16 protein-coding genes are annotated in these 19,163 nt (G+C 49.3%); 3 read left to right on the forward strand and 13 right to left on the reverse strand.

The annotated features are described in order from the left end of the window. The first annotated feature begins 158 nt into the window (after positions 1-158). Positions 159-1,520, forward strand: coding sequence for an oligosaccharide flippase family protein (locus DW769_RS01185; protein ID WP_118749856.1), 1,362 nt, complete (start codon positions 159-161; stop codon positions 1,518-1,520). 167 nt (positions 1,521-1,687) lie between these two features. After that, on the forward strand, positions 1,688-2,722 hold the full coding sequence (locus DW769_RS01190) for a 3-deoxy-7-phosphoheptulonate synthase (RefSeq protein ID WP_022463331.1): 1,035 nt from the start codon (positions 1,688-1,690) through the stop codon (positions 2,720-2,722). A gap of 98 nt (positions 2,723-2,820) precedes the next feature. Here DW769_RS01190 and xerD read toward each other — a convergent pair whose 3' ends face one another. The 3 genes from xerD to DW769_RS01205 form a co-directional block, all read right to left on the reverse strand. Next, on the reverse strand, positions 2,821-3,702 hold the full coding sequence (xerD, locus tag DW769_RS01195) for a site-specific tyrosine recombinase XerD (RefSeq protein ID WP_117509101.1): 882 nt from the start codon (positions 3,700-3,702) through the stop codon (positions 2,821-2,823). Positions 3,703-3,813: 111 nt separating this feature from the next. Further along, positions 3,814-4,389, reverse strand: a complete 576-nt coding sequence (locus tag DW769_RS01200) for a stage II sporulation protein M (protein ID WP_117814068.1) — start codon at positions 4,387-4,389, stop codon at positions 3,814-3,816. Positions 4,390-4,603: 214 nt separating this feature from the next. Further along, the gene (locus DW769_RS01205; RefSeq protein WP_118749857.1) at positions 4,604-7,186 is read right to left on the reverse strand and encodes a glycoside hydrolase family 3 protein; all 2,583 of its coding nucleotides are present in this window, start codon (positions 7,184-7,186) and stop codon (positions 4,604-4,606) included. 187 nt (positions 7,187-7,373) lie between these two features. Between DW769_RS01205 and DW769_RS01210 the strand changes: the two genes are divergently transcribed. After that, positions 7,374-8,204, forward strand: a complete 831-nt coding sequence (locus tag DW769_RS01210) for an AraC family transcriptional regulator (protein ID WP_055267029.1) — start codon at positions 7,374-7,376, stop codon at positions 8,202-8,204. Positions 8,205-8,316: 112 nt separating this feature from the next. Here the strand turns inward: DW769_RS01210 and rny are convergent, their stop codons facing one another. The 10 genes from rny to DW769_RS01260 all read right to left on the reverse strand — a co-directional run bounded on the left by rny (position 8,317) and on the right by DW769_RS01260 (position 19,152). Further along, entirely contained in the window at positions 8,317-9,882 is a 1,566-nt protein-coding gene (gene rny, locus DW769_RS01215; RefSeq protein ID WP_117800851.1) for a ribonuclease Y, read from the reverse strand. 148 nt (positions 9,883-10,030) lie between these two features. Continuing rightward, on the reverse strand, positions 10,031-10,657 hold the full coding sequence (locus DW769_RS01220) for a regulatory protein RecX (protein ID WP_117800848.1): 627 nt from the start codon (positions 10,655-10,657) through the stop codon (positions 10,031-10,033). Beyond that, entirely contained in the window at positions 10,658-11,725 is a 1,068-nt protein-coding gene (gene recA, locus DW769_RS01225) for a recombinase RecA (protein WP_022463338.1), read from the reverse strand. After that, entirely contained in the window at positions 11,715-11,966 is a 252-nt protein-coding gene (locus DW769_RS01230; RefSeq protein WP_118749858.1) for a hypothetical protein, read from the reverse strand. Before DW769_RS01230 ends, recA begins: the two co-directional genes overlap by 11 nt. A gap of 39 nt (positions 11,967-12,005) precedes the next feature. Continuing rightward, positions 12,006-13,448, reverse strand: coding sequence for a glycogen synthase GlgA (glgA, locus tag DW769_RS01235; protein ID WP_055218231.1), 1,443 nt, complete (start codon positions 13,446-13,448; stop codon positions 12,006-12,008). A gap of 192 nt (positions 13,449-13,640) precedes the next feature. Continuing rightward, complete coding sequence (gene spo0A / locus DW769_RS01240; protein ID WP_055218233.1) at positions 13,641-14,441, reverse strand: sporulation transcription factor Spo0A; 801 nt, start codon at positions 14,439-14,441, stop codon at positions 13,641-13,643. A gap of 206 nt (positions 14,442-14,647) precedes the next feature. Beyond that, positions 14,648-15,868: a SpoIVB peptidase gene (spoIVB, locus tag DW769_RS01245; RefSeq protein WP_070103244.1), complete on the reverse strand. Its 1,221-nt coding sequence runs from the start codon at positions 15,866-15,868 to the stop codon at positions 14,648-14,650. 165 nt (positions 15,869-16,033) lie between these two features. Then, complete coding sequence (gene recN / locus DW769_RS01250) at positions 16,034-17,725, reverse strand: DNA repair protein RecN (protein ID WP_118749860.1); 1,692 nt, start codon at positions 17,723-17,725, stop codon at positions 16,034-16,036. A gap of 64 nt (positions 17,726-17,789) precedes the next feature. Continuing rightward, positions 17,790-18,266, reverse strand: coding sequence for an arginine repressor (gene argR, locus DW769_RS01255; RefSeq protein ID WP_022463344.1), 477 nt, complete (start codon positions 18,264-18,266; stop codon positions 17,790-17,792). 28 nt (positions 18,267-18,294) lie between these two features. Further along, the gene (locus tag DW769_RS01260) at positions 18,295-19,152 is read right to left on the reverse strand and encodes an NAD(+)/NADH kinase (protein ID WP_055218241.1); all 858 of its coding nucleotides are present in this window, start codon (positions 19,150-19,152) and stop codon (positions 18,295-18,297) included. Positions 19,153-19,163 lie beyond the last annotated feature (11 nt).

Genomic DNA, 19,163 nt, shown 5'->3' on the forward strand with positions numbered 1-19,163 from the left:
TCCTGGTTCTCCTTTTTCCTGTGCTGTCGTTTTCCAATTCCGACAGTTTTAATCGGATTTATTTCTCACTCAGAATAGCACCTATCACGGGGTTCTGTCAAGGAGTTTTTTCGCATATTTTAGACTATCTGCGCAATGCCGTGAAAGGAGTCTATCCCATGCTGAAAATCACAAGAAAGAACACGCTTCTTCTTGGCACACTGATCCTGACCGCGTCCGGGATCATCTGCAGAATTCTTGGATTTCTCTATAGAATATTCCTGTCGCGCCGGATCGGTGCGGAAGCCTTTGGTATCTACCAGCTCGCCACACCACTCTACGCACTGATGCTCTCCCTTGGCGCAGGCGGCATGCAGACGGTGCTCTCGCGCTTTGTCGCATCGTACCTTGCCAAAAAGGATTCCAGACGGGCAAAGATCTGTCTGGCGGCCGGATGCGGCATTGTAGTGATACTTTCCTTCTCCGCCTCCATCTTTCTCTTTTTCAGCGCGGATTTTATCGGAACACGGCTTCTTTTTGAGCCGCGGACGATTCTGCTCCTCCGGATTTTATCACTCGGCATTCTCCCCTCCGGGATCCACAACTGTCTCTCGGCATGGTATCTTGGCCAGAATCAGACGGCACTGCCTTCTTTTTGCCAGCTTTTGGAACAGTTCGTGCGCATGGGCGCTTCCTACCTTGCCTGGCTTTTCTGTCTTTCCACAAGCCTCCCCTCTGCCGCTGTCGCTGCATTCGGTACTGCCGCCGGCGAACTCTTTTCGTGTCTCTTTCTGATGGCCTGCCTGTCCGTCTCGCACAGCAGGTCCCCTCAGAAACACCGCCCGATTTCTGTTTTTTTCAAAGAAAAGACCCTCTGGTACGATACCTTCCGAGAGCTTGCCGTTTTGAATCTTCCGCTTACGCTGAACCGTATTCTTCTGAATGTCCTCCACAGCATTGAAAGTGCTCTGCTCCCCGGCTGTCTGGTCACCTTCGGTCTTTCCCGGAAAGCAGCGCTCTCGCAGTATGGCATTCTCACCGGTATGGCACTTCCGATGATCTTTTTTCCATCTGCCATCACCCACGCGGTGTCCGTCATGCTTCTGCCCGGCGTAGCAAAACAGCAGGCCGACGGTACGCCGGAGCAAATATCAGACACGATCCGTTATACAATTTCTTTCTGTGTGCTGCTTGGCACTTTCGCTGTTTTTGCCTTTTTCTTTTTCGGTCCGTGGCTTGGACGTTTCCTTTTTCAAAACGAAGAAGTCGGCGTTTTTCTGCGTATCCTTTCATTTTTAAGTCCTTTTCTCTATCTGGAAACGACACTTGGAAGCATTTTAAACGGCCTTGGAAAAACTTCTCTCGTTTTTTTCCAGAACCTTGCCGGAGATGTAATTCGTATTCTTGCAATTCTTTTTCTCGTCCCGGTTTTCGGCATCCGTGGCTATCTCTATGGTATTCTTGCAAGTGAACTTACCATTATGACAATGGCACTTTTGTTCCTGCATCGGGAATCTGCAAACGGATTTGCTGTTCATTGATACCTTTTTTCTATCTTTTTTAAGAGAAACAGAATTTTCGCCGAAAAAATATCGACAATCTTCGCGTTATGTATTATAATTTATAGATAGTTTGCGACGGGGCACACAAGAACGCTCCTCTGTCCGCAGCTAGAAAAGAAGTGCATCTAAGATAAAGGAGAACGAAAATGAGCCTTGAATTTGTAAGAAAACTTCCCACCCCAACAGAGATCCGGGAACAATATCCCTTAAGCGCCCGCGCAACTGAAATCAAAAAACAGCGTGACGCTGAAATCGCAAAAGTCTTTACCGGGGATTCCGATAAATTTCTTGTTATCGTAGGACCTTGCTCCGCAGACAACGAAGACGCTGTTCTGGAGTACAATCACCGTCTGGCAAAGGTTGCTGACAAAGTATCCGACAAACTGATCATCATCCCGCGTGTGTATACCAACAAACCGCGTACCACAGGTGAAGGCTACAAAGGTATCGTTCATCAGCCAGACCCGGAAGGAAAGCCGGACCTGCTGCACGGCCTGATCGCCATGCGTAAAATGCATATGCGTGTAGTAGAAGAGACTGATCTGACTTCTGCAGACGAAATGCTGTATCCGTCCAACTGGAGCTATCTGTCCGATATTCTCTCCTATGTTGCGGTCGGCGCACGTTCCGTAGAAAACCAGGAGCACCGTCTGACTGTTTCCGGCATCGACATTCCGGCCGGCATGAAAAACCCGACCAGCGGTGATCTTTCTGTTATGATCAACTCCGTCATTGCCGCACAGGGCTCCCACTCCTTTATTTACCGTACCTGGGAGGTAAAGACAAGCGGAAATCCGCTGGCGCACACCATTCTCCGCGGTGCGACCAACAAGCACGGCAACTCCGTGCCGAACTATCACTACGAGGACATTCAGCTTCTGCTGGAGAAATACAACGAAACACATCTCGTAAACCCGGCTACCATCATCGATGCCAACCATTCCAACTCCGGAAAGAAATACGAGCAGCAGATCCGTATCGTCAAAGACGTTCTGCACACAAGACGATGCAACAAGGATATCGAAAGTCTCGTAAAAGGTGTTATGATCGAAAGCTATCTGGAGCCTGGCAATCAGAAAATCGGATGCGGAAATCATGTCTATGGTAAATCCATCACTGACCCGTGCCTTGGCTGGGATCAGACCGAACGCCTGATTTATGATATCGCTGAGGAGTGCTAAATTTTCTCAACACCCTAAAAACATCAAAAACCTTCGCTGCAGTTTTTCACCAGTCTGCGGCGGAGGTTTTTCTATCGTTTTACTTTTCTGTTCCACCTTTACTTTCTCGGATGTGCCTTCCGGTACACATCCCTGATTTTATTCACACCAAGGTGGAGATACATCTGCGTCGTCGAAATATCGGCGTGTCCCATCATCTCCTGGACACTCTTTAAGTCCGCACCGTTTTGCAGCAGATGGGTTGCAAACGAATGACGCAGGGTATGCGGCGTAATATCCGCCGTAATGCCTGCGGATTTCGCATAGGATTTCAGAATTTTCCAGAATCCCTGACGGCTCATCGGACCTCCGGAGCAGTTGACAAACAATACATCATCATCCCGTCCATGCATCAGGGCTGCGCGCGCACTCCCCAGATACTGCTCCAACGCCTTTTTCGCCGGTCCGCCGAACGGAACGATCCGCTCCTTTTCATCGCGGCAGGTGATGTAGCCCATCATAAGGTTGACATCCTGTATCTTCAAATGGATCAGCTCACTGACGCGGATACCGGTCGCATACAGCATTTCCAGCATTGCTTTGTCGCGGATCCCCTTTGGCGTGTCGGTTTTGGGCTGGCGAAGCAGCAGATCGACCTCTGCGATGGAAAGGATCTCCGGCATTTTTCGCTCAACCCTCGGTGGCTGCAACGCTTTCGACGGGTCAGATACCATTTTTCCCTCCTGACATGCATATTGGCAAAACATATGAATCGCCGCAATGCTGCGCGAGATCGTTGCCGGGGAGAAGTGTTCCCGCTCCAGATATAATAAATAAGAATTTAAAACCGTTGCATTCATCTGCTCCGGTTTTTCTATTCCGTGCTCCTTCAAAAAAACTGCCAGCTTTCGAAGATCGCGCTGATAGGAGACTTCTGTATTTTTTGACGCTTTCTTTTCCGTCTGTAGATAGTCCGTAAATGACTGTATCGTTTCCTGCATAGCTTTTTTCCTTTTTGCTTTTTTCTCCCTCTCACTGCCCGATAAAGGGTAACAATGCTTTTAATTATATACACGTTTTTTCAAAAATGCAATTCCCTTTTCCGACCGTTTTTACAGGATTTTCGCAAGAAACCACGGATTGACATAACTCTCAAGCAGAATACCCCACAGAAGCAGGATCAGTGCAAAGAAGTAGCGCACGCCGAAGCAAAAATATTCCTTTTTCTGTATGCCGCCGGCAAGGTGATTCGTCTCTGCCATCCGGCTGCACGCAGCAGCCATCAGAAATAACGCGGCAAGGTAGAGGAAAATCTGCGGAAAAAGAGCCAGAAAAAAGAATAAAAGACCTGCCATTCCGTTCTGCAGATAAGCAGCCGAGAGAAAGACGCCACACAGAAAACCATATGCCCAAACGGCAGCAGTGGCAAAATACGCACCGATTGCCGTCAATCCAAAGAGAAGTCCCGCAAATGCCGGTGCTAACCGTACCTTTAGAAGATAGGAAAAGCAGGCCTTTGCGGAAATTTTTCTTCCCAAAAACGCCTCCGCCTGAAAGAGGCGGACGCTATTTCCCTCCTTCATTCCCGTGTGGGATGCCGTAAGCAGCAGCAGTACACCGAGGGTCATACCGGCCGCAAACCAGAGGGCAAAAAAACGAATATATGCATTCTCATCCCGTTCTCTCATTTGCTTTTTGCGCCTCCTTATTTTCTGCCTTACTGTCAATGTATTCACGGTTCATAGACAATATACGTAAAAGAAGTGCCTGCTCCGCAGACCCCCATCTGCGAATGGCACTTCTTTCCTCTTTTCAGGGTCCCCCAATGTCTCACGCACCGAAATGTCCGTTCATTTCAAACCCTGCTTTTTGTATATCCCCATAAGATATTTTTCACTTCTTTTATTTCACGACAAGGTAGGTATCCAGATCATCGAACTGATCAAGGTAGCTGACTGCGCCCTCGTACATATTGGACTGCAGTACGATATTTACCGTGTTATAGATGCAGCGTTTCAGTTCTGCCATCGTCAGAGTTCCATCTGCAAGTTCTTTTTTGATGTTCTCGTGATCCTCCGGCAGACCCGGCATTACCATGTCATTTCCGGCTCTCATGCAGCCCGCTGCGGTACACTCGCCCTGGATCTGTACGTTGGTGGTTGTCCAGTCGGTCATGATAGCTCCTGCAAATCCCCACTCATCTCTCGCTGCTTTCGTGCAGGTATCGTAGCAGTTTGCAGCGTGTACACCATTGATCAGGTTGTAAGATGTCATAATGGACATCGGCTGTGCATCTTTGACTGCGATTTCAAAGCCTTTCAGATAGATCTCACGCAGGGCACGCTCGGACAGGATAGAATCGGAGCCCATACGATTGTCCTCCTGGTTGTTGCATGCAAAGTGTTTGATCGTAGTTCCGCAGCCCGGTACCTTCTGTACACCGAGTGTCATGGCAGCCGCCATCATACCGGCAAGCAGCGGATCCTCGGAATAGTATTCAAAGTTTCTTCCGCAGAGCGGATTTCTGTGGATGTTCATACCAGGTGCCAGCCACAGTGTTACGTTGAACAGTTCCATCTCATGGCCGATCATTTCGCCGACTCTCTTGATGAGTTCTACATCCCAGCTCTGTGCCAGAAGTGTTCCGACCGGGATTGCGGTACAGAACTGATAATAGGTTGTTCCGCGTTTTTCCTGCGGTTTGCTGAAGAAACCGCCTTCCAGTGCCGCCAGGAAATCGCTCGCTACGATCTTTCCGTTGTCTACCTGGTATTCTCTCTTCAGACGAAGACCTGCAGGTCCGTCGACCAGAGCAATCGTGGTTACATTCCACGGCTCCTCCGAAGCACACGGGGATGTCTCCGCTGCTGCTCCCGGAACAGAAATTCCTGCGGAGCCAAGCGCGTTGCCCTGTGCTCTTCCCGGATCACCGGTTGCAAGGAGTGCCAGCTGATCCACAGAAAGGGATTCCACAATCTTTCCTGCTTTTCCAGGAAGCTCTTCCGGTACCGGCTGGTAATCTACTTTCTCAGTTGGGATCTCAGATGCTTTGAGCTCGATCACGCTCATTCTCTTTTCTTTTACTTCCTTCTGCCATGCAGCCTCTCTTGCCTGAACTTTTTCTGCATCAGGAACAATCTCATTCAATTCCTCTTTCAGCGGGCAGATATTTTCACACGCTGTCATGACTGCTTTCTCGTCCAGCTCCAGCGCGCCGGAGAGAACAGATGTATTCAGATCATTTCCAATCCAGATACCATACATGCCCGGCTCCAGAATCCAGGATGCGCTTTCCTCCTCATAGGAAGTCAGCTGATACAGCGGGAAGGTGATGGTCATGGTCTGGGATTCCTTCGGAGCCAGCAGTTTTGTTTTTCCAAAGCCTGCCAGACGGCGGAACTCTTTCACCAGTCTGCCCTGCGGGCAGGAAGCGTAGATCTGTACAACTTCTTTTCCTGCATAAGTATCGCCGGTGTTGGTGACGGTAACAGTCACGCTTACTTTCGGATTCATCATACCGCGGCCGCTTACTTTGATGTCATCGGTTCTGATCTCGAAATCGGTGTAGGACATACCGTAACCGAAGGAGTAACGGACTGGTACTTCAAAGGTATCGAAGTAACGGTATCCAACGAAGATACCCTCTTCGTATTTTTCTTTCATGAGGTCGCCGCTCTTGTAGCTGTAAACCTCTGCACCCGGATAATCATAGTAATCTTTTGCCCAGGTATCTGTCATTTTTCCGGATGGGGTTACATCGCCGCTTACAACATCAGCAAATGCATTTCCGCCTTCCTGGCCTGCCTGTACGTACTGTAAAATAGAGCGGATATTGTCAAATTCTTCTACGAATGCCAGATCCATCAGGCCGCCGGTGTTGATAACAAGAACAACGTTTTTATAGCATCTGGAAACCTGTGCCAGAATAGCTTTCTCTTCTTTGGAGATGAAGTAGTCACCCTCCGTATCAAAACGGTCTTTGTTCTCTCCTGCGATACGTGCCAGAACGAAGAATGCGGTGTCTGCACCGTCGGCTGCTGCTTTCTCTTCATCGATTGGGTTTCCGGATGGCATAAAGAACGGGGTTGCAGAGTAAGCATCAAAGAATTTTGTGTCGTCTCCGTTCAATTTTGTGAAAATCTCATTTTTCCAGTCCAGTCTTGCCTGTACGTAGAGTTTATCGTAATCCTCCAGCCATTCACTGCTTGTTACGTCGTAGCCTGCATTTTTCATGCCCTGGAAAATATTGACGCTGTCACGCTCATTGACATCGCCGGAACCGGTGCCTCCTTTGATGGTGCGGATCGCACCTGCTCCGTAAAGACCTACCTTGCTGCCCTTCGCCAGCGGCAGGAAATGATCTTTGTTTTCCAGAAGAACGAATCCCTCTGCTGCTGCCTCGCGGGCAAGTTTGCGGTGATCTGTTTCACGCTGGGTTACTTCCGGAGATGTAGTTCCGTTAAAGGTTCTTACCTTTGCTTTCATGTCTTTGTTCCTCCCAAACTTTGTTTCGTGCTAATGTCTCCATTATCTTCCCTTTTTCGTGTAACTTCTAGTTCCTTTCTTGTCCTTTCTCTGGTTGATATTGATATTTCGCCCAATTTCTGGTACAATATTCTTATCTTTTTTGATTATAATTGACGTATATTTCTATCACATCCTGGAGGTACTTATGGAATCCTGCTTTTACGAAACAATACACGAAACCGATCTGCTGCACGTCCGTTTTGAGCTGCAGGATGCGCCCGCTTTTGTTTTTCCGGCGCACTGGCACGAATATGTGGAAATTCTCTATCTGATCAGGGGACAGTTTTCCGCGATTGTCCAGGCAACGGAGTATCGGTTAAACGAGGGCGATCTGATTATCATCAACTCCGGCGACCTCCATATGACGCGCTCCAACACCTGTACATATCTTCTGCTGCAGATTTCCGCAAGCCAGATGCGCCAATATCTGCCGGACTTTGATACGATGCGTTTCGACACGATCATTCCCTGCTCGGAACAGCCGGCTCCGCTCCGCGCACTGCTCTCGGAGATGAACGAGATCCGGCAGAATCCTTCCGATTCATACCAGCTTCTCTTTACCTCACGACTGTACGAATTTCTGTACCATCTCTGCCGGTCGTATTCCCACCAGATCCCTTCGGCATCCCTCACGGGTTCACAGCGCGATCTGCAGCGCGTGACACACGTTATGAACTGGGTGAAAGTGCATTACCCGGAACCGTTAAGCCTCGAAACAGCCGCGGATTCCCTGGCGCTCTCGAAGGAGTATTTCTGCCGGCTCTTTAAAAAGTATACCGGACAAACCTTTCTCGAATATCTGAACGATGTGCGCACGATGCACCTGTACGAAGATTTACAGAATTCCGACGAAACGATCACGGTACTGATGGAGAAAAACGGGCTGTCGAATTACAAAATTTTTATGCGGACCTTCAAAAAGCTGTATGGCTCTACACCTCAGAAAATGCGCTCGAACCGGATACGGCACGTATAAATTCTTTTGAAACTTACTGTTCTTATACACACTGAAAAGGCTGTGGAACATGATTGCTCATGTCCACAGCCTCTTTTTGATTTCGTTATTAAATTGTTTCGTAGAAAGTCTTTTATTTCGCGTAATCCGTTACACGGCTCTCGCGGATAACATTGACCTTGATCTGTCCCGGGTATTCCAGTTCAGCTTCGATCTGTTTCGAGATATCCCTTGCGAGCAGTACCATTTCAGAATCGGATACCTGCTCAGGAACAACCATGATGCGGACTTCTCTACCAGCCTGAATAGCAAAAGATTTTTCGACACCCTTGAACGAATTCGTGATGTCTTCCAACTGTTTTAATCTGTTGGTATATGTTTCGAGTGTTTCTCTTCTTGCACCCGGTCTTGCTGCGGAAATTGCATCCGCTGCCTGAACGATACATGCAATCAGAGACTGGGGCTCTACATCCCCGTGATGTGATTCTACTGTGTTGATCACAATCTGAGATTCTTTGTACTTTTTGCAGAGATCTGCACCGATCTGAATGTGAGATCCTTCTACCTCATGGTCGATGGATTTACCGATATCATGAAGCAGTCCGGCACGTTTTGCCATGCGGACATCGCATCCTACCTCTCCTGCGAGGAGACCGGAAAGCTGTGCTACCTCGATCGAATGCTTTAATGCATTCTGTCCGTAGCTGGAACGGAATTTCATTCTTCCAAGGAGACGGATCAGCTCCGGATGAAGTCCGTGTACACCGACTTCCAGTGCGGCTGCCTCGCCTTCCTCGCGAATATTCTGTTCTACTTCTTTGCGGGCCTTTTCTACCATCTCTTCGATGCGGGCCGGATGGATTCTTCCGTCTACGATCAGTTTTTCCAGAGCAATTCTTGCCACCTCACGGCGGATCGGATCGAATGAGGAAAGAACGACTGCTTCCGGTGTATCGTCGATGATCAGGTCAACGCCTGTCATGGTTTCGAGTGTACGGATATTTCGTCCTTCACGGCCGATGATGCGGCCTTTCATTTCATCGCTCGGAAGCTGTACCACGGAGATGGTACTCTCGGATACGTGATCGACAGCACATTTCTGAATAGCTGTTACCACATACTCTTTTGCCTTACGGCCTGCTTCCTCTTTTGCTCTGCTCTCCAGCTCTTTGTAGAGCTTTGCTGTGTCGATTTTTACTTCGTCTTCCACAGATTTTAACAGATACTCTTTTGCTTCCTCGGAGGTAAAACCGGAAATTCTTTCCAGTTCCTGTACTCCTTTTTCGTGTAGACCGTCTACTTCCTTTTCTTTCTTTCTGACGCTTGCCTCTTTTGCTGCAATTTCGTTTTCACGACGCTCCAATACGTCCGCTTTTTTATCTACAGATTCTTCTTTCGATAAAACGCGCTTCTCATATTTCTGCAGTTCCGCTCTGCGCTCTCGGGTCTCTTTTTCTACTTCATTCTTCGTACGAAGAGACTCCTCCTTCGCCTCCAGCAGGGCTTCCCGTTTCTTAGTTTCGGCAGTTTTCAGTGCTTCATCTATGATGTTTCTCGCCTTTTCTTCCGCTGTGCCAATTTTCTCAGCATCCTGCTTGATTTTATTGTCCACAGCAATTTTCCTGGTAACAGGAACCGCAATAAGCAGCGTGACTACTACAGCAATGAATACCAGCAGAATTGTAATACCTGTACTCATTACCGGAGCACCTCCTTATTTAGTTTTCATTGCACATTTACAACACTACAATTTTATACTGTTTTCACAAATTTGTCAATGTTTTAAAAATATTCATGTAATTTATTGCACATAATTTCGCGGCATGTGGCGGAATCGCCGGGAATATTCAGAATTCTTCGTCAGCGGAATCTTGGTATTCTTCCAATGCCCGACGGATTTCGGAACTGCCGAATCCCTTCCGCATCAGAAAACCGGCGGCACGGCGGTACTCTTTTTCATCCAGCCGGTGCGGCGTGCCGAGCTTTGCGAAGGCGGCACTTTTTGCAAGTTCATACTCATCGCGGGCATCCTCCTGCTCTTCCAGGACGGATTCCACCAGTTCCCGGTCCACGCCTTTCTGTGCCAGCGCATAGAGGACTGCCTTTTTCCCTTTTTTCGCACCGCTGCCCGCAAGATACTGCTCCACGTATGCGCGGTCGTCGATATAGTGAAAGCTCTCCACGTACGAGACAGCCTCTTCAATGGCTCTCTCGGGATAGCCGTCTTTTCGTAACTTATCTTCCAGCTCTTTTTTCGTCCGCATCTGTCTGAGCAGCAGATACATCGCGCGGTGTTTGGCCCTTTTAGTCAGCACTTCCCCTGCCAGCTTTTCATAAACCTCATCGGGAAGCTCCTCCTGCTCTTTGATGCGGGAAGCGCGGATTTCCCCGTTATAAAGAACCAGATCCTCTCCGTCATCGAAGAGGATCCGTGATTTCTTTTTATTCAGAGGACGAATCTCTGTCACAAACATTTATTCGTCGTCTCCTTCGGTTTCCGGAACTGCTGCTGTTTCTTCTGTGCCTTCCGGTGCTTCTTCCTTGATCAGGCCGTAAGCCACGCGCACTTTGTGCTCGATCTCATCCATGATTTCCGGATGCTCGCGCAGGTATGCTTTCGCATTTTCGCGTCCCTGGCCGATCTTGTCGCCGCCGTATGCGAACCATGCGCCGCTCTTCTGTACGATGCCGACGGAAGCTGCCAGATCCAGAACGTCTCCTTCTTTGGAGATTCCTTTTCCGAACATGATATCAAATTCTGCCTCGCGGAACGGCGGAGCTACTTTGTTTTTCACGACTTTGATTCTGGTACGGTTTCCGACCATCTCTCCGCCCTGCTTTAAGGCTTCGATTCTTCTGACATCGAGACGGATGGAAGAATAGAATTTCAGTGCACGGCCGCCGGTTGTGGTCTCCGGATTTCCGAACATGACACCGACTTTTTCACGCAGCTGGTTGATAAAGATAACAATACAATTGGATTTGCTGATCGCTGCAGTCAGTTTCCGGAGTGCCTGAGACATCAGACGCGCCTGAAGTCCGACGTGGGAATCTCCCATGTCGCCGTCGATCTCGGCTTTTGGAACGAGTGCTGCAACAGAGTCCACGATGATGATGTCTACCGCACCGGAACGGACCATCGTCTCGGTGATCTCAAGTGCCTGCTCGCCGTTGTCCGGCTGTGAGATATAGAGGTTTTCAATATCAACACCGATGTTTTTGGCATAGGCCGGATCGAGCGCATGCTCTGCATCGATGAAGCCGGCGATTCCGCCGCGTTTCTGTACTTCGGCTACCATGTGGAGCGCTACGGTTGTTTTACCGGAAGACTCCGGTCCATATACCTCGATGATTCTTCCCTTCGGCACACCGCCAAGACCGAGTGCGATATCCAGGCTTAAAGAGCCGGTCGGGATGGTTTCCACGTTCATGTTTGCTGCGGAATCTCCGAGCTTCATGACAGCTCCTTTTCCGTACTGTTTTTCAATCTGTCCAAGTGCGGCATCGAGTGCACGCAGTTTATCTTCGTTATTATTTCCCATACTGAATATTCTCCTTACCATGCGAACGTCCGTTCGCTTCTGTATCCATACTATTACAAATCTGCTTTGTTGTCAACTGTTTTTCTTTTTTTCCTGTGTCTTTTTTCAGCCCCCAAATCCTCTGCACCGGAGCTGCTTCGAATATATCCTTATGCACAAGTGTAGCATATTCCACTCTCCTGCCGCAACCCAAAAATACTGCAAAAAATCCCGAAACGGCTTTTCTTTCCTCTTCTGCCATTTCGGGATTTTTTTCTTATTTTTCAGAATGCAGACCAGCTTATCCGATCAGCCAGTTGTACATTTCCTCGTACTGTTTTGCGGAATTCGCCCAGGAGAAATCCTGTGCCATTGCGCGGTCGATCATCTTGTTCCACTCGCGTTTTTTGTCGTAATAGATGCGCTCTGCGTACCGCACGGTACCCATCATCTCATGCGCATTGTAGTTTGTGAAGCTGAATCCAGTTCCTGTTCCCTCGTACTCATTGTACGGCTCTACGGTGTCTTTGAGGCCGCCGGTCTCGCGGACAATCGGAAGGGTTCCGTAGCGGAGGCTCATGAGCTGGGAGAGTCCGCATGGCTCAAACAGGGACGGCATCAGGAAGGCATCGCAGGATGCATAGATCTTGTGTGACATTGCATCGGAATAGTAGATGTTTGCCGAAACCTTCTTGTCGTATTTCCATGCGAAGTGGCGGAACATGTTCTCGTAGCGCTCCTCGCCGGTTCCAAGGATCACAAACTGTACGGCATCCTGGCACATCTCATCCATCATATAGCTGATGAGGTCGAAGCCCTTCTGATCGGTCAGACGGGATACGATACCGATCATCATCGTCTTCGGATTGACCTCGAGTCCTAACTCCTCCTGCAGTGCCAGTTTATTTTTCACTTTCTCTTTACGGAAGTTCTTTACATTGAAATTCTTTGCAATCTGAGCGTCTGTCTCCGGGTTCCACTCATTGTAGTCGAGTCCGTTTACAATACCGCGCAGATCGTTTGCTCTTGCACACATCAGACCGTCGAGTCCTTCGCCATAGAACGGGGTCTGAATCTCCTGCGCGTATGTATTGCTGACGGTGGTGATCGCATCTGCGTAAACCAGACCGCCCTTCAAGTAGCTGGCATCGTGTTTGAACTCCAGCTTATCCGGTGTGAAGTAGTAGTCGGAAAGGCCGGTAATGCTCTGAATCGTCTTGCGGTCCCAGATGCCCTGGAATTTCAGGTTGTGGATCGTCATGACGGTTTTGATTCCCCGATAGAATTCATCTGCCTGGAAACGCTCGTGCAGGTAAACCGGAACAAGACCGGTCTGCCAGTCGTGGCAGTGGATGAGATCCGGGCGGAAGCCGATGGTCGGTAAAATGGAAAGCGCTGCTTTACTGAAGTAAGCAAATTTTTCCAGATCCCACGGCATGCCCGCATATGGAGTGCTTCCTCCGAAATGCTCCTCGTTGTCGATAAAGTAGAATTTGATGCCTTCATATTCCATCTCGAAAATGCCGACATACTGCTGTCTCCAGTTCAGATCCATGTAGAAGTTTGTCACATACTGCATCTGATTTCTAAACTGTTCTTTGATTCCTGCGTATTTTGGAATCACCACGCGCACATCAAAATACTCTTTCGGGAAGTATTTCGGCAGAGAACCTACTACATCCGCCAGACCGCCTGTTTTGATGAACGGTACACACTCTGAAGCCACGAACAAAATATTTTTCATGAAAAGAATCCTCCTGTAATTTCATGCTGATTATCGCATCTTTGTTTTTCTGTAATTCCTTCCTTTTTGTCACGATCCTATGAAACGCGAAAGGATAATCAACGTCCTGTCTGTATTATACCGTACTTTGTCCAGAAAAAAAAGTCTAAACTTCTGTAATTTCTCCGTTTGTTCGGATTTTTTTGTTACTTTTTACTGATTTTTCAGTTCAAGACGTATTTTATCTGCAATTAATGCAATAAATTCAGAATTTGTCGGTTTACCCTTGCGGTTGTTCACAGTATAGCCGAACAGCTCGTCGATTGTGTCCATTTTGCCGCGGCTCCAGGCCACTTCAATCGCATGGCGGATGGCACGCTCGACACGACTTGACGTTGTCTGGTGGCGTTTCGCGATGGTCGGATAGAGAATCTTGGTAATGGAATTGAGCATTTCCGTGTCCTCTACGGAAAGCAGAATCGCATCGCGCAGGTACTGGTATCCTTTGATATGGGCAGGAACGCCGATCTCGTGGATCATATTTGTCACATCGATTTCCAGACTGTTTTCCGGCGGACAGATCGGCTCTTTTCCGGGGTTTGTAAAATTTCTTGGATGGTATCTTCTTACTGCTGTCATTCCTTTTGTTGCTTTGATCCGGTTCAGAAGAGTTTCGTTGTCGAACGGTTTTAAGACGTAATAGTAAGCGCCGAGCCGGAACGCATCTTCGGTGATCCTCTCCTCTCCTACGGCGGAGACAACGATAAAGGCAGGTCTTTTTTTCAGATTTTTATCCTCATTGACTTTCTCCATTACAGTCAGACCATCCATCTTCGGCATGAAAATGTCAAGCAGTACGACGTCCGGTTCTTTGTCGCGGATGATACTGTAGATATCATTTCCGTTTCCGGTCTGCCCGATCAGTTCAAGCGTGTCATCCTGTTTTATGACGTTCCCAAGCATTTCCTGCATGCGTTCGTTATCATCCGCGATGGCAATGTTGATCTTTTCCATAAAGCTCTCCTTTGCAAAAACTCATAGTCTTTCCGGAATTTCACTGCATCCGTTTTCTTCTGAACTTTTTCCAATCACACAGACATTATAATTTTATTTTTTCGCATTTTCAATATATTTCCCGTAAATTTTTGAAAATTCGATCGACATTTTCCGTAAAAATTCGGAAGTTTATAACAATTTCAACCAAATTAACGCATATTTTTTCAGTTCCGTGCAAGCATGTTTTCCGCAAAGACACCGTAGCCTTTTTCTGGATGGTTTACGAAAACATGGGTAATGGCGCCGATCAGCCTTCCGTTCTGGAGCACCGGCGAGCCGGAATTTCCCTGTACGATGCCGCCGGTTTTCTGTAGCAGCCGTTGATCGGTAATTTCGAGCACAAAATTTTTGTTCGTATTCTCGCTTCCAAGATCGATTTCCGTAATCTCCGCCTCATACTCTTCTACCGTATTGTCCACGCACATCCGCACGGTGGCCGGGCCCGTCTCGATCTCCTGCCGGTAGGCAATTTCCGTCACGGTAAGCGGCAGTGCACTGCTTTTTTCCCTGTCCAGAACGCCGTGGATACCGTAGATGGTATTCTCCGCCACTGATCCGATACGGTTCTTTTCTTCGTAATGGATCACACCCTGCAGTTCACCCGGTACACCCGCTTTTCCCGGGATCACAGACAGAATCTGTGTCAGATACAGTTCTCCGCCGTTCAATTGGAGCATTTTTCCGGTATCGACATCACTGATTCCATGGCCGAGCGCTGCAAAGGTTCCATCCGGTTCCACGAAAGTCAGTGTTCCGATTCCCTGCATATTGTCGCGGACCCAGGCCCCGAGGCGGCAGGTGCCGTCCTGGCTTTTCTGCGGTGTCACCTGCACCTCGATCGTTTCCCCGTCCCGAAGCAGGGAAAGACACACCGGGGAACCGTTTGATACTTTTACTGCATCAATCAGCTCCTGCTTGCTGCGGATGCTCTGTCCGTTTACTTTTGTGATATAGTCGCCTTCCCGCAGAATATTTTCTGACGGACGGCTGACGGTTCCGTCGGACGAACGGATTTCGGCTGTACGGATCACCATCACACCGTCGGTCTCCATATAGATACCGACCGGCGCGCCGCAGACGGCAACTTTCGGCCGTTCTTCCTGGATCACACGGATCTTTTTCAGCGGGATCCCGGCGGCGGAACATTCTACAACCGTTTCTCCCGTTTCTCCGAATTCGGTTTTTTCTGCTTCCTTCGTATCTTCCGAAATCGTCAGAAGCGGATGTTTCGTGAGCGGCTGAAACGGGCTTTCGCTGTTCTCATCCACATACATCGTATCCGGCAGGGATTCGCGCATGGCATCGTAGCCAAGAAGAACAGCGAGGATCAGAAACAGCGCCGCCAGCGCAAGCAGGACTCTTCGGTATTTTTGTTTTCTCGTCATTTGCATTCCCATCCTTTCCGCCGCAGGGCAGAACTGCGGCATTTCTTTTGTTTTCGCGGCGGTCGTCAAGTTCTCGTGCAGGCACGGACTTTGACTCGCCGCCCGCGAAAAAGAGGGAAACCACGCTTTGTTTCGTGATTTCCCTCTTAGTATGCGGACTTCTCTTTATTTGAGTCTTGCAGATTTTTGTACCTGTGCCAATTCCTTCATCTCGCTGGCATTTGCCAGAACAGAATCCGTAATTTTCGCGCCGCCGAGCATTCTTGCCAGTTCTCTGACAGAATCTTCCTCGGATAATGGATGGATCGATGTGACGGTCTCGTTTTCTTCGACGTTTTTTTCGATTTCAAAATGAGAATCTGCCATCGCTGCGATCTGCGGCAGATGGGTGATGCAGATGACCTGATGGCGCTGCCCGATCTGTGCCATTTTTTCGGAAACTTTCTGCGCCGTCCTTCCGCTGATTCCGGTGTCGATTTCATCGAAAATCAGGGTTTCTGTCTCGTCGCGGTCGGCAAGAATCGTCTTGATTGCAAGCATGATTCGCGACAGTTCACCGCCGGAAACAACTTTCGCCAGCGGACGGATCGCTTCGCCCGGGTTTGTGGAGATTAAGAACTCCACAGCATCGGTTCCGTTTTCGGTGTAACTTTTTGTCTTTTCAAATGAAATTTTAAATGCGACATGCAGGAAATTCAGGTCGCGCAGACCTTCGATAATCTGTGTTTCGAGCCGTTTTGCATAGTTTCTGCGGATTTTGGACAGATTATGTGCGGCCGCATCCAGTTTCTGCTCCGTTTTCTGTAACTGCTCCTGCAGTGCGGCACGGCAGCTCTCAAAGTTTTCCAGTTTTTCCAGTTTTTTCTGCTGTTCTTCGCGGTATGCGGTGATCTCTTCCATCGTCTTTCCATACTTTGCTTTCAGGCGGTTGATCTCATCGAGCCGCTTTTCCGTCTCGTAATACTCTTCTTCGGAAAAGGTCAGTTCGGAAAGATATGCGGAAATTTCGCGGTTGAAATCATTCAGCAGTCCGTCAATATCGGAAAGGGTCTGCAACGGACCGGAAAGTGCATCGTCGTACACCGCGGCCTGCTGCAGCTCCCGTATTGCGCGGCCGACCTGCTCCCCGGCGCTGTTCTCTGCACCGTAGCCGGTGATCGTATATACCGTCTGCAGAGATTCCGCGATCTTTTTCGCATGGCCCATTTTCCGGTACGCAGTTTCCAACGCTTCGTCCTCGCCCTCTTTTAGCTCTGCCTGATCAATCTCGTTGATTTCAAACGTAAGAAATGCTGCCTCCCGCTTTCTTGCCTCCTCGTCGAGTTCGTACGCCGAGAGCTCCTTTCGGACATTCTTCCACTCCTGGTACAGCGCCCGGACCTCTCCTTTTGCCGTGGCCGCCTCGGTTCCCGCAAACGCGTCAAGAATCGCGATCTGCCGGTCCGGATAGAGCAGCGACTGGTGCTCATGCTGGCCGTGGATGTCGAGCAGCAGGGACGCAAGAGCTTTTACCTGCGAGATATTGCATGCCTCGCCGTTGATGCGGCAGACGCTGCGGGATCCGGTGATCTTTCTGGAAATAATCACCTGACCCTCCTCCGCCTCGAGATCCATCTCTTTTAACAGCTCCAGCACATGCGGATTTTCGGTTTCAAAGACCAGTTCCACCAGCGCGCTTGTCTCTCCCGTCCGGATCATCTCGCGGGATATCTTCTTTCCAAGCGCCGCGTTGATCGAACCGATCAGGATGGATTTTCCGGCTCCGGTTTCTCCGGTCAGTATATTCAGGCCCGGACCGAACTCCACTTCCGCTTCGTCGATCAGGGCCAGATTTTTTACGTGTAAGTTTGTGAGCATTCTTTTCCTCCGGTGTCACACCTGCTGTCATCTTTTTGTCTCTTTTTGCAGAGACGTGCGTTCTTTAGAACTCTTCGCCCGTCTCCTCCATGCCGTCCACCATTTTTTTCAGTCGTTCTGCTGCCACAAGCGCCGCATCATCGTCTCTTGCCACGCAGAGAATCGTATCGTCTCCGCCGATGCAGCCGACAATTTCATTCCAGTTCATCTCATCGAAAGCCGCTGCCGCCGCCATCGCCATTCCAGACACGGTTTTGATGACCAGAATATTCTTGGCAAGATCAACGGAAATATACGCGTCTTTTAACACGCGCGCATAGCGGCTCCCAACCTCGGACGGTGCGTTCTGCAGAACCGCATAGCGGCTTCCGCCGTTCTCTTTTGGTACTTTTGTGAGCTTCAGCTGGCGGATATCCCTCGAAATCGTCGCCTGCGTTACGGCAAAGCCGCTCTCCTCCAGCTTCTTTGCCAGCTCCTCCTGTGTTTCAATGTCATATTGGTTAATTAATTTGATAATCTGTGCATGTCTCGCGATTTTCATTTCAATATCCTTCCCCAGTAACTATATCTTAAATGTTTGCCATTTTCTTTCTTAATGTCTCCAGAAAACTGATGTTGCTGATCTTCACAATCAGAGTATCCCGTCTGGCCTTTTTGATCACGATCCGGTCGCCGGTTTTCATCGGAACGCGGGTGTCGCCGTCAAAATATGCCATGCCCTGTTCAATGCCGCCGTCTCTCGAAGGCCCGAGCTCCACCTCGATCACATCCTCTGCCGGAAAGACAATGCTTCTCGTATTCAGGGTGTGCGGGGCAAGCGGTGTCATCAGCATCAGGCTGGCTGACGGTGAGATGATCGGGCCGCCCGCGGAGAGGCTGTAGCCGGTCGAACCGGTCGGCGTTGCGATGATGATGCCATCGGCGCTGTAGGAATTTAAAAACTCCCCGTTGACGTAATTGTCGAACCGGACGACACGCAGGTTTCCCTCACGGGTGATCGTAATGTCGTTGAGTGCCGCGTCCTCCGCAATCAGCTTTCCGTCTCGGTAAATCGATCCGCAGAGCATCATGCGGTGCTCAATCGTATACTCATCCGCCATCAAATGATCCAGCGCCAGATAAAGCGTGTCACGGTCGATTTCCGCAAGATAGCCGAGCGTTCCCAGATTGATGCCGAGCAGTGGAATCTGTAAATCCACCACGTCGCCTGCTGCCTGCAGAAGCGTGCCGTCACCACCGAGCACCAGAATGCCGTCGATATCTGACGGAACCTTCGCCGGATCCGTATAATGGTATTTTTCCCCTTTTTCGCTGTTATCGCAGAGAAGACACGTTTTTCCGCGCTCCTCCAGATATTGCCTGATCTGGTCTGTCACGGTAAGGTCCGGGTCTTTTGCTCTGTTTGTGATCAGGTAAAATCGCTCCATATCATGCTCCT

Origin of the sequence: Blautia sp. AM29-29 (genome assembly GCF_003480555.1) — a bacterium.
GTDB lineage: Bacteria > Bacillota > Clostridia > Lachnospirales > Lachnospiraceae > Fusicatenibacter > Fusicatenibacter saccharivorans.